Genomic DNA, 12,217 nt, shown 5'->3' with positions numbered 1-12,217 from the left:
CGGGCACAGTCGTTTTACATCATTACTACGTCAAACTGCTCCTGGTTATAGAGCGGTTCAATTTGCACTTTGACCTGCTTGCCGACGAAGATTTCCACTTCTGCCAACGCATGCGACTCCTCGCCTTTCAACGTCTCCGCAACGGAAGGAGAAGCATAGACCAGGAAACGATCTGAGTCGTAAGCATGATGAACGCGGACAATTTCACGCATGATCTCATAGCAGACGGTTTCGACCGTTTTCACCGTACCGCGCCCGTGGCAAGTCGGACACTCATTGCATAGCACATGTTCCACACTTTCGCGCGTACGCTTGCGTGTCATCTCCACCAGCCCCAGCTGCGAAAAGCCGTTGATGCTGGTCTTCACGCGATCTTTGCTGAGCGCCTGTTCCAGTGAATGCAGCACGCGGCGTCGGTGATCTTCATTATTCATGTCGATAAAATCGATAATGATAATCCCGCCCAGATTGCGCAATCTCAGCTGTCGGGCAATGGCCTGGGTCGCTTCAATGTTGGTATTGAAGATGGTGTCATCGAGGTTTCGATGCCCCACAAACGCGCCAGTATTAATATCAACAGTGGTCATGGCTTCAGTCTGATCGATAATCAGATAGCCGCCAGATTTCAGCTCAACTTTACGCTCCAGTGCCCGCTGGATCTCATTTTCGACATCAAAGAGATCAAAAATGGGCTGACGTCCGCTGTAGTGCTCCAGCTTACTGGTCATTTCTGGAATATATTCTGCGGTGAACTCCAGCAGCGCCTCGTAAGTCAGGCGGGAATCCACGCGGATCCGGTCGAGTTGCGCGTCGGCAAAATCGCGTAAAACACGTTGTGCCAGCGCCAGTTCGCCATACATCTGATAGCGGGTTTGCGGGCGCTTTTTGCGCTCCATGACTTTGGTCCAGACGCGTTTGAGATAGGCGGCATCTGATGCCAGATCCTCTTCGCATACCCCTTCCGCCGCCGTACGAATGATAAATCCGCCCTGCTCGTCGCAATAATCAGCGACCACATTTTTCAGGCGTTCACGTTCGGCTTCGCTTTCAATACGTTGAGAAACACCAACGTGTGATGCGCCAGGCATAAAGACGAGATAGCGGGAAGGCAGCGTAATGTCCGTGGTCAGGCGGGCGCCTTTTGTGCCGAGCGGATCTTTCACCACCTGCACCATCAGATCCTGTCCCTGACGCACTAACTCAGAGATGTCACGCACGGTGAAGTTTTTTTGTTCCTCACCGGCCACGCACTCGGTGTGCGGCATAATGTCTGAAGCGTGAAGAAATGCGGCTTTATCCAGTCCAATATCTACAAAAGCCGCCTGCATACCCGGAAGTACACGACTCACACGACCTTTGTAGATATTGCCTACGATTCCGCGTCGCGCTTCACGTTCAATATGAATTTCCTGAAGAATACCGCCATCAATGTACGCTACTCGTGTTTCCGATGGCGTTACGTTTACCAACAATTCAGCCGTCATGTGTATCCCTTTTCTCACGCAGTGAGTTAAAATTACTCAGCAACTCATACGTTTCAACCAGCGGTAAGCCGACCACGGCGTGATAGCTGCCATTTATCTTCCTGACAAAACAGCCACCCAGCCCCTGAATACCGTATGCACCTGCTTTATCCATCGGTTCACCGCTGGCGACATAGCCTGCGATGTCCTCGTCGGTCAGTGCTCTGAAAGTCACCTCTGTCACCACCAGACAGTCCAGCACGTACTGGCTGTCAGCCAGCGCAACGGCGGTCATCACCTGGTGCGTTTGTCCGGACATTTTGCGCAACATCTGCGCCGCGTGCGCAGCATCACGCGGTTTTTCCAGCACTTCACCACCCAGGATAACGATGGTATCTGCGCCCAGCACCGGTAAATCACGCGGCGTTTGCGCCACACCCGCTTGCGCCTTTTCTCGTGCCAGACGAGAGACATACTGTTGAGCGCTTTCTCCTTCGCCGCGTTTTTCTTCAACACCGGTAAGGATACGTTCAAAAGAGACGCCAAGCTGTGTTAACAGCTCCTGACGACGCGGAGAACCGGAAGCTAAATACAGAGACGTCATAAAAACCTTTATTGCACCGCGAACTGCTGACGCACTTTACGCATCAGCAAGAATAACCATGGCCAGAGCACACCATTGACTACACTACTCCAGAATACTTCAGGTCTGAAAGAGACGTTGATCACTAAAAACTCGGACCAGAACACAATAATATCGACGACCAGAGAAAGTAGCATTACCACCAGCGCCTGTTGCCAGAGCGCCAGGTTTCTGAATAGCTGAAATTTTAGTGCGACCAAATAGGCAATGATGCTCATGGACAACGCCCGCACGCCAAGCGTTGAGCCGCTTATCAAATCCAGTATGGCACCCATCACAAACCCCGTACCGACATTTACGCGGTGCGGTAGCGCAAGCGTCCAGTACAACAAGATGAGCAGCACCCAGTTTGGCCGGAAGACGATAATGTCGTCCGGCCAGGGCATGACTTGCAGCAAAAGTGCGATCAGAAACGAGAGCCAGATAACCCAGCGTCCCTGGCTACGATAACTTGCCACTATTGCCCTCCCGGCGCGCGGGGCGGTGGCGTTGTCGCATCCGCTGGCGGTGGGGTTATCCCTGTCGCAGGAGCTGGAACGGGCGCAGGCGGCCCCATCGCGTCTGGCGCAGGAAGAACTTGCGGCATCATCTGCATCAGGCGTTCATTTGCTACACGGTGCACTTCTTCCGGCGTCATCGGGTTCGCACCGTTACGGTCAGCGCCCCACAGCAACAACAGGTAACGCAGGCGCTGTAAACCTGCCGTCGGACGGGCCTGAATTACGGTGTAAGCACGCTGAGTATCCAGCTTAACGGAAGAGACCACGGCAACCGGATACCCTTCCGGGAACCGACCGCCCAGACCGGATGTCACCAGCACATCACCAACGCGAATATCGGTATTGGCCGGTAAATGCTCAAGCTGCAAATCATCCGTGCAACCATTGCCCGCAGCGATAACGCGAATATCGTTACGCAGAACCTGAATCGGCAACGCGTGCGTCGCGTCGCAAATCAGCAGCACACGGCTGGTCAGTTTTGCAACTGCAACAACCTGACCGACCACGCCCTTGTCACTGATGACCGGCTGGCCTTCATAAACGCCGTTAACGCTGCCTTTGTCGATCACCACCTGATCGCTGTAAGGGTCGTTCACCGTTGAGATGACCTGAGTCACCATCTTTTGCTCATCCTGACGCAACGGCGATCCCAGCAGCTCGCGCAAACGCGCGTTCTCCTGTTTATATTGCCCCAGCATCAGTATTTCGCTGTTTTTCAGCAGCAATTCCTGGCGCAAGGCCCGGTTTTCAAGTTCGAGTTGGTCACGCGACGCCAGCGTTTGCGACACGCCGTCGAGCAATTCCCGGGGACCATTTGAAATAAAGTAGAAAGGACTGACGGCGGTATCCATGTACGTTCGAATTTGACTGAACGTACCCAGGCGGCTGTCGGCAATAATCACGCCGAGCGCAACCAGCACCGCCAGAATGAGGCGAATCTGTAGCGACGGACCACGGCTAAAAATGGGCTTCATAGGCTATGCGTATTCTCGTGTCAGAGCGGAAGGGCAGTCCACGGACTGCCCTGCCTGCACTCGACTACTCTTCGCTAAACAGGTCGCCGCCGTGCATGTCGATCATTTCCAGCGCCTTGCCGCCGCCGCGCGCCACACAGGTCAGCGGATCTTCAGCAACAACGACTGGGATACCGGTCTCTTCCATTAACAGACGGTCAAGGTTACGCAGCAATGCGCCACCGCCGGTCAGAACCATACCACGCTCGGAGATATCGGACGCCAGCTCTGGCGGGCACTGTTCCAGTGCAACCATCACCGCGCTCACGATACCGGTCAGCGGTTCCTGCAGCGCTTCCAGAATCTCGTTTGAGTTCAGGGTAAAGCCACGCGGAACGCCTTCAGCCAGGTTACGACCGCGAACTTCGATTTCGCGCACTTCGTCGCCCGGATAGGCAGAGCCGATCTCATGTTTAATACGCTCTGCGGTGGCTTCACCGATCAGAGAGCCGTAATTGCGACGCACGTAGTTGATGATCGCTTCGTCGAAACGGTCACCACCAATACGTACGGAAGAAGAGTAAACCACACCGTTCAGGGAGATAACCGCAACTTCAGTGGTACCGCCACCGATATCAACAACCATAGAACCGGTTGCTTCGGAAACCGGCAGACCAGCACCAATGGCCGCCGCCATCGGTTCTTCAATCAGGAACACTTCACGAGCGCCTGCACCCTGAGCGGATTCACGAATCGCACGACGTTCAACCTGCGTCGCGCCAACCGGAACACACACCAGTACGCGAGGGCTTGGACGCATAAAGCTGTTGCTGTGCACTTGCTTGATAAAGTGCTGGAGCATTTTTTCAGTCACGAAGAAGTCAGCGATAACGCCGTCTTTCATTGGGCGAATCGCAGCGATATTGCCCGGCGTACGCCCCAGCATCTGCTTCGCATCATGACCTACTGCAGCCACGCTTTTTGGTGAGCCGGCACGATCCTGACGAATGGCCACAACGGAAGGCTCATTCAATACGATGCCTTGTCCTTTTACATAAATCAGGGTATTCGCGGTACCCAGGTCAATGGACAGGTCATTGGAAAACATGCCACGAAATTTTTTCAACATACTAAGGGATAATCCTGAAAGCTGGGGCGGAAAACAAAATCCGCTTACTTTACCAACCACACGCAGCAGCGACAAGGCGCAAAAATCATCTGCTACGGTGAAAATTAGTGCAGTTCGTTTCCTTTGTTACAAATCTCTGCCTGAGTCCCTCAGGGCTGAGTACATCAGCAGCCATCCTCGCCCGCATTTGCAACCTGTCAAAGGTCATTCACCTGCATATTTGCTGCAACAATCTGGCGAGCAGACAAGCACACCCCCATGAGGCACAGCGCGCGTTATTCTACGTGAAAACAAATTAAACGGCAGGTTAAACCGAGTATCTTTGCGAATATTTTTTCACGTTTGTGTCAAGTGGCTGTGATGAGGCAAAAAAATCGCCCTGTCCACCCGCCACTCCGCGCTCGGTCAGTGTGCGCCACTCGCTACGCGATCGAACGCCCGTGGCGTAAACCTGCGTATGGGTGCCCGTGCAAGCCTCCACCAGACTTTGAACCAACAGTTGGTTCTCTGTTCGCTTCTCAATGTTTCTTACCAGGCTGGGATGCAGCTTGAGTAATTCGACATTGAGCTCTTTAATCCAACTGGTGCTTACCAGCGTCAAACCAGCCTGCGTAACCGCCACCCTAACGCCAAGCGCGTTCACCAGACGAATAACCGGCTGTAACCGGCTGATGTGTTGACACACATCAGCCTCTGCAAGTTCAATAATTATGCGTTTGCGATACGATTTTTCACATTGCATCAAGGTATCACGCAACCAGCGCTGAAAACGGGGACGAATTAACGACTCCACGGTCACCTGCATGGCCAGGGATTCTTGCGGCCAGTACCCTAATAATGGGATCAGGCGGCCGATCTGTAGGCGGTCGTACTCTTCCGACAAGCCAAACTGCAGCACCATCGGCATGTATTCCGCGGCAATCACCTCTTCTTCGCCATCAAAAATGCGGCACATCAGCTCCCGATGGTGTACACGGCCTTCGCGCGTCACCGCCGGTTTTTGATAAATTCGCGGCCCGCCGCGAGTCAGCATCTGCTCAATGAGTGTCCGCCAGCGCACGTTGCCACGGCCTTTTTCCGGCAGGGAATCGTCATAAACCGCCCAGCTGTTCCCTCCCTGCAATACCGCATTGCGGGTGGCGGCTTCAGCATGTTCCATCACTTGTTCCGTTGACTGCCCGCTGCGCCAGGCGCAAATACCGATATGCATCATATCGTCCCGATCGAGCATTTTATTCACCGGCAACGCATCGACCGCTTTTAGCAGTTGCCCGGCAATGCTTTCAGATTCTTTCAGTGTGCGGTGCGGTAATAAAACGGCGAAGTCGCTGCGGTGATAGCGCGCCAGTAGCGACCCCGGGTAGCGCATGATGAATGTCGAGAGCAGATTAATAAGCATGAACAGTTGCTCTTCAGCAAGGTTACGCCCCCCACTGTCGCGCAGAAGATTAAAGTCAGGCAGACGGATCATCATCACCACGCCATGCGCGCCAACCTTCTCCTGGTCTTCCAGCAACGTCGCCAGTTGGTTATCAAAAAACAGGCGGTTGCCCAACCCTGTTTTTATATCCTGCGCTGCGTAGGAGCGGATCAGCGTGTCCAGCCGACTGCGTTGTTCGCGGGCATTCTGAATTTCAGAGAGCAGCATGTCGAGCGCGCTACTGGTTCGCGCTGGCCACTCATACACTGAACCACGCACGTTTGGCCCACGCTCGCCGTTTAAAATGCGCGTCGAGCGCACCTCCAGCAGTTCCTGGCCGAAAAGCTGACGCTGCAGCCAACGCACCGCCAGAAACAGCATCAGAATAATGAATCCAATCGCCAGCGTCAGCGGTGCGGTGGTCATCAACGAATGGAAATAATTGCCCATCGGATCCTGGTACACCAGATGCAATGACATTCCTGGTTGCTTCATCAAAGGCACCGTCAGCTCGCGATAAAGATTGTTGGTGCCTGCCGGACGATAACTGCTGTGACGTGAATAGCTGTAAACCTGCCGGGTTCCCTGCAGAAGATCGGCGCGTACAATATCGGCCGACATCATCAGTTCGTTAACCTGGGGCGTCAATGTGACGAAATCGCTGGAGACGAGACGGGTATCGATCGCCGTGGCAACCGCCTGAACGCGGCTGGCGTACTTGTTCTGAATGGCGTTGTAGAAACTCAGCGAGCAGCCAATGAGCGTCACGAAGATCGTTAGCCCAGTGAGCAACGTAACAAAAGCTGAAAATTTCGTCGTTAATCGCATCCTTGTGTTAACTCCGATAGTTATAAAACTGCATAAGAGTGATAAAGCGACGCGAAAACGCAAAACTAAATACGAAATCCGCTCTGTTGCGCAAAGTGTGCGGGCATACTACCAAATCAGGTATATCTGGCAATTTATTGCGCTGAATCGACATCACGTTTTAATTAGCGAGTATAGTCTTCGTAGATAATTTTCCAATCCACGATGCCCACTGGATTTCGGGTTGCCGCTTGAAAAACGACGGGCACATGCAAATTGAGGACAGGTTATGCAGGCTTTGATCTTAGAACAGCAGGACGGTAAAACCCTCGCTTCCGTTCAGACCATCGAGGAAAGTCAGCTGCCGGAAGGTGATGTGACGGTAGACATACACTGGTCGAGCCTGAACTACAAAGACGCTCTCGCTATCACGGGCACAGGTAAAATTATCCGTCATTTTCCGATGATTCCTGGAATTGATTTCGCAGGTACGGTTTGCGCAAGCGACGATCCCCGTTTCCATGCTGGGCAAGAGGTGCTACTGACCGGCTGGGGAGTCGGTGAAAACCACTGGGGCGGTCTGGCAGAACGCGCACGGGTGAAAGGCGACTGGCTGGTTGCCCTTCCACAAGGGCTGGATGGCCGTAAAGCGATGGTCATCGGCACCGCCGGATTTACGGCAATGCTGTGCGTAATGGCGCTGGAAGATGCGGGCATTCGTCCTGAAGACGGTGAGATTGTGGTCACTGGCGCCAGCGGTGGAGTGGGCAGTACCGCCGTTGCGCTACTGCATAAGCTGGGTTATCAGGTCGCGGCGGTGTCGGGCCGTGAAAGTACCCATGACTATCTGCGCAGCCTTGGCGCAAACCGCATTCTCGGCCGCGATGAATTTGCCGAATCTCGCCCGCTAGAGAAACAGCTCTGGGCTGGCGCAATTGATACTGTCGGCGACAAGGTGTTGGCAAAGGTGCTGGCGCAAATGAACTACGGCGGCTGTGTCGCCGCCTGCGGACTGGCGGGAGGGTTTACTCTGCCCACCACGGTGATGCCGTTTATCCTGCGCAATGTGCGTTTGCAGGGCGTGGATTCGGTCATGACCCCCGCAGCTCGCCGTGCGCAAGCATGGAAACGTCTGGCCAACGATCTGCCGGAATCCTTCTATACACAGGCAGCAACGGAAATTACCCTGGCTGACGCACCGAAGTTTGCGAATGCTATCATTAATAACCAGATCCAGGGCCGCACGCTGGTGAAGGTAAAATAAGGGCGCACGCATCAGAAATTTACACTTTATTAACTAAATTTCGCAGCACATTGACAGACTTCCTGCCATAGTAACTACGCGCCACCCGTGAGCCATGGCGCGTATACCGGGGTCTGTTATGAAAAAAATACGTCCATTTACAGAAGCCGATGTCACTGCCGAATCGGCTTTTTTTATGCAACGCCGCCAGGTCCTCAAAGCGTTAGGGATCAGCGCTGCGGCCCTGTCACTACCCGCCACTGCCCATGCCGATCTCCTGGATTGGTTTAAAGGCAACGATCGCCCGCCAGCACCCGCCGGTAAGCCGCTGAAGTTCAGTAAGCCTTCGGCCTGGCAAAACGATCTGCCGTTAACGCCAGCCGATAAAGTCTCCGGCTATAACAACTTCTACGAATTTGGCCTGGATAAAGCAGACCCGGCGGCCAATGCGGGCAGTTTGAAAACCGATCCCTGGATCCTGAAGATCAGCGGTGAGGTGGCGAAACCCTTAACGCTGGATCATGATGCGCTAACCACGCGTTTTCCGCTTGAAGAGCGCATTTACCGCATGCGTTGCGTTGAAGCGTGGTCCATGGTCGTCCCCTGGATTGGTTTTCCTCTGCATAAATTGCTGGCGCTGGTTGAACCCACCAGCAACGCCAAATATGTCGCATTCGAAACCCTCTACGCGCCCGACCAAATGCCGGGGCAAAAAGATCGTTTTATTGGCGGAGGGCTGAAATATCCCTACGTTGAGGGGCTGCGCCTGGATGAAGCGATGCACCCGCTCACGCTGCTCACCGTCGGGGTATATGGCAAAGCGCTCCCTCCGCAAAACGGTGCTCCTATCCGTTTAACCGTACCGTGGAAGTATGGTTTTAAAGGGATTAAGTCGATTGTAAGTATCAAGTTGACCCGTGAGCGCCCTCCTACCACCTGGAATCTGGCCGCCCCTAACGAGTACGGTTTTTATGCGAATGTGAATCCACAGGTCGATCACCCTCGCTGGTCGCAAGCGACAGAACGTTTTATCGGTTCAGGCGGTATTCTTGATGTGCAACGCCAACCTACACTTCTGTTCAACGGTTATGCCGATGACGTTGCCGCTCTCTATCGCGGTTTGAATTTGCGGGAGAATTTCTAAGTGCGATTGTCAGTAAAACAGATAATCTGGCTGAAAGTGCTTTTACATCTCGCCGGTTTATTACCGTTTTTGTGGCTCGTTTGGGCAGTGAACAACGGGGGATTAAGCGCTGACCCCGTCAAAGATATTCAACATTTTACCGGTAGGACTGCACTGAAATTCCTGCTGGCGACCTTGCTCGTCACCCCTCTGGCGCGCTACGCTAAACAGCCATTATTGATACGCATCCGTCGCTTATTAGGGCTATGGTGTTTCGCCTGGGCGACGCTGCATTTGACCAGCTATGCGACGCTGGAGTTAGGTATTAATAATCTTGCGCTGTTCGGTCGCGAGTTGATTACGCGCCCCTATTTGGTGCTGGGGATTATCAGTTGGACTATATTGTTGGCCCTCACATTAACGTCCACGCAGGCTGCACAACGAAAACTGGGTAAACGCTGGCAACTTTTGCACAACTTCGTCTATCTTGTGGCGATTCTTGCGCCCATTCATTACCTGTGGTCGGTAAAAATTATCTCCCCGCAACCGGTCATTTATGCGCTGCTTGCGTTCGCGCTTTTGGCATGGCGTTACAAGAAGTTCCGCCAGTGGTGGCGGTAGTTGCCGGATATGTGCGGCTTGTTGCAAAACACAGACTCTCTGATGGCGTTTACAGGTTAGCGGTTGATTATCTTCCCTGATAAGACCAGTATTTAGCTGCCAATTGCTACGAAATCGTTATAATGTGCGACTTTGGTTTCCCTGACAGGGTTTTTAAGCCGCTGAAAAGGTGACATTCGCGCATTGAAGGTATATTTTGTTTTTTGCCGGAGAATTGCAGAAGATCGCAGCACAATGTCCGACAAGTCTCATATCACAACGTGAGGCCAAATATACCGGCGTCCCGATCTGACTGGAGATTCACTTGATGCCAGCGTCGGGACACACGCTTTACAGACGGCAGTAAAACTGCCTGTCACAATCACACTAAACAAAGAGTACGGAACCCACTCATGGATATTCGTAAGATTAAAAAACTGATCGAGCTGGTTGAAGAATCAGGCATCTCCGAACTGGAAATTTCTGAAGGCGAAGAGTCTGTACGCATCAGCCGTGCAGCGCCAATGCAAAGTTTCCCAGTGATGCAACAAGCTTACGCTGCACCGATGATGCAGCAGCCAGCTCTGTCTAACGCTGTCGCCACAGCGACAACTCCAGCGATGGAAGCGCCTGCCGCAGCGGAAATCAGTGGTCACATCGTACGTTCCCCGATGGTTGGTACCTTCTACCGCACGCCGAGCCCGGATGCAAAAGCGTTCATCGAAATCGGTCAGAAAGTTAACGCGGGCGATACCCTGTGCATCGTTGAAGCCATGAAAATGATGAACCAGATCGAAGCCGATAAATCCGGCGTGGTGAAAGCGATTCTGGTCGAAAGTGGTCAGCCGGTAGAATTTGACGAGCCGCTGGTCGTCATCGAATAACGAGGCGAACATGCTGGATAAAATTGTTATCGCCAACCGCGGCGAGATCGCACTGCGTATTCTTCGTGCCTGTAAAGAACTGGGCATCAAGACTGTCGCTGTGCACTCAAGCGCGGATCGCGATTTAAAACACGTATTGTTGGCGGATGAGACGGTCTGTATTGGCCCGGCTCCGTCCGTAAAAAGCTATCTGAACATCCCGGCTATCATCAGCGCCGCTGAAATCACCGGCGCGGTGGCAATTCATCCGGGTTACGGCTTCCTCTCTGAGAACGCCAACTTTGCTGAGCAGGTTGAACGCTCTGGCTTTATCTTCATCGGCCCGAAAGCCGACACTATCCGCCTGATGGGCGACAAAGTGTCTGCAATCACCGCAATGAAAAAAGCCGGTGTCCCAACCGTACCAGGCTCTGACGGCCCTCTGACTGACGATATGGATGCTAACCGTGCACATGCTAAACGCATTGGCTACCCGGTTATCATCAAGGCGTCTGGCGGTGGCGGCGGTCGCGGTATGCGCGTTGTGCGTAGCGATGCTGAACTGGCGCAGTCCATCTCCATGACCAAAGCTGAAGCGAAAGCCGCTTTCAGCAACGACATGGTTTACATGGAAAAATACCTGGAAAACCCACGCCACATCGAAATTCAGGTGCTGGCTGATGGTCAAGGTAACGCTATCTATCTGGCAGAACGTGACTGCTCCATGCAGCGTCGTCACCAGAAAGTGGTCGAAGAGGCTCCAGCACCGGGCATTACGCCGGAACTGCGTCGCTACATCGGTGAGCGCTGCTCTAAAGCGTGTGTCGATATCGGCTATCGCGGTGCGGGTACTTTCGAGTTCCTGTTCGAAAACGGCGAGTTCTACTTCATTGAAATGAACACCCGTATTCAGGTTGAACACCCGGTTACCGAAATGATCACCGGTGTTGACCTGATCAAAGAGCAGCTGCGTATTGCTGCCGGTCAGCCTTTGTCAATCAAACAGGACGAAGTTGTGGTTAAAGGCCATGCGGTAGAATGCCGTATCAACGCCGAAGACCCGAACACCTTCCTGCCAAGCCCGGGTAAAATCACGCGTTTCCACGCGCCGGGTGGCTTTGGTGTACGTTGGGAATCTCATATCTACGCCGGTTACACCGTACCGCCGTACTATGACTCAATGATCGGTAAACTTATCTGCTACGGCGAAAACCGTGACGTGGCGATTGCCCGCATGAAGAACGCCCTGCAGGAGCTGATCATCGACGGTATCAAAACCAACGTTGAACTGCAGATGCGTATCATGAGCGACGAGCACTTCCAGAATGGTGGAACCAACATCCACTATCTGGAGAAGAAACTCGGTCTGCAAGACAAGTAAGCATGCGCTAACTGAAAAAGGCCGGATTATCCGGCCTTTTTTATTTCTGGGGGGAGTTATGCCCCATCATGTACAATCCCCGCTTTCTTCAT

General features: G+C 53.3%; 11 protein-coding genes. 5 read left to right on the top strand and 6 right to left on the bottom strand.

The genetic code is table 11. The features are described 5' to 3' along the window. Positions 1-14 precede the first annotated feature (14 nt). From rng to csrD, 6 genes are all read right to left on the bottom strand, one after another. The gene (gene rng / locus JM656_RS02065; RefSeq protein ID WP_192613665.1) at positions 15-1,484 is read right to left on the bottom strand and encodes a ribonuclease G; all 1,470 of its coding nucleotides are present in this window, start codon (positions 1,482-1,484) and stop codon (positions 15-17) included. Continuing rightward, on the bottom strand, positions 1,474-2,067 hold the full coding sequence (locus tag JM656_RS02060) for a nucleoside triphosphate pyrophosphatase (RefSeq protein WP_203359803.1): 594 nt from the start codon (positions 2,065-2,067) through the stop codon (positions 1,474-1,476). The genes rng and JM656_RS02060 overlap by 11 nt, the downstream gene beginning before the upstream one ends. Before the next feature lie 8 nt (positions 2,068-2,075). Next, positions 2,076-2,564, bottom strand: a complete 489-nt coding sequence (gene mreD / locus JM656_RS02055; protein WP_162379308.1) for a rod shape-determining protein MreD — start codon at positions 2,562-2,564, stop codon at positions 2,076-2,078. Continuing rightward, positions 2,564-3,580 carry a rod shape-determining protein MreC gene (gene mreC, locus JM656_RS02050; RefSeq protein ID WP_192613668.1) on the bottom strand — a complete coding sequence of 339 codons (1,017 nt, stop codon included), beginning with the start codon at positions 3,578-3,580 and terminating at the stop codon, positions 2,564-2,566. Before mreC ends, mreD begins: the two co-directional genes overlap by 1 nt. 64 nt (positions 3,581-3,644) lie before the next feature. Further along, positions 3,645-4,688, bottom strand: a complete 1,044-nt coding sequence (mreB, locus tag JM656_RS02045; protein WP_000913396.1) for a rod shape-determining protein MreB — start codon at positions 4,686-4,688, stop codon at positions 3,645-3,647. 307 nt (positions 4,689-4,995) lie between these two features. Continuing rightward, positions 4,996-6,936, bottom strand: coding sequence for an RNase E specificity factor CsrD (csrD, locus tag JM656_RS02040; protein ID WP_203359802.1), 1,941 nt, complete (start codon positions 6,934-6,936; stop codon positions 4,996-4,998). A gap of 268 nt (positions 6,937-7,204) precedes the next feature. Here csrD and JM656_RS02035 point away from each other — a divergent pair, with 268 nt between their 5' ends. From JM656_RS02035 to accC, 5 genes are all read left to right on the top strand, one after another. Then, positions 7,205-8,179, top strand: coding sequence for an MDR family oxidoreductase (locus JM656_RS02035; RefSeq protein ID WP_203359801.1), 975 nt, complete (start codon positions 7,205-7,207; stop codon positions 8,177-8,179). 118 nt (positions 8,180-8,297) lie between these two features. Continuing rightward, positions 8,298-9,302, top strand: coding sequence for a protein-methionine-sulfoxide reductase catalytic subunit MsrP (gene msrP, locus JM656_RS02030; protein WP_203359800.1), 1,005 nt, complete (start codon positions 8,298-8,300; stop codon positions 9,300-9,302). Continuing rightward, on the top strand, positions 9,303-9,902 hold the full coding sequence (gene msrQ / locus JM656_RS02025) for a protein-methionine-sulfoxide reductase heme-binding subunit MsrQ (RefSeq protein WP_203359799.1): 600 nt from the start codon (positions 9,303-9,305) through the stop codon (positions 9,900-9,902). Positions 9,903-10,294: 392 nt separating this feature from the next. Further along, entirely contained in the window at positions 10,295-10,765 is a 471-nt protein-coding gene (gene accB, locus JM656_RS02020) for an acetyl-CoA carboxylase biotin carboxyl carrier protein (RefSeq protein ID WP_203359798.1), read from the top strand. A gap of 10 nt (positions 10,766-10,775) precedes the next feature. Beyond that, a complete protein-coding gene (gene accC / locus JM656_RS02015; RefSeq protein ID WP_203359797.1) occupies positions 10,776-12,125 on the top strand; it encodes an acetyl-CoA carboxylase biotin carboxylase subunit in 1,350 nt (449 codons plus the stop codon). Positions 12,126-12,217: the final 92 nt, after the last annotated feature.

The organism is Citrobacter sp. R56, from assembly GCF_016811995.1.
Classification (GTDB): Bacteria; Pseudomonadota; Gammaproteobacteria; order Enterobacterales; family Enterobacteriaceae; genus Citrobacter_D; species Citrobacter_D enshiensis.
This window is presented reverse-complemented; position numbering and strand designations above follow the sequence as displayed.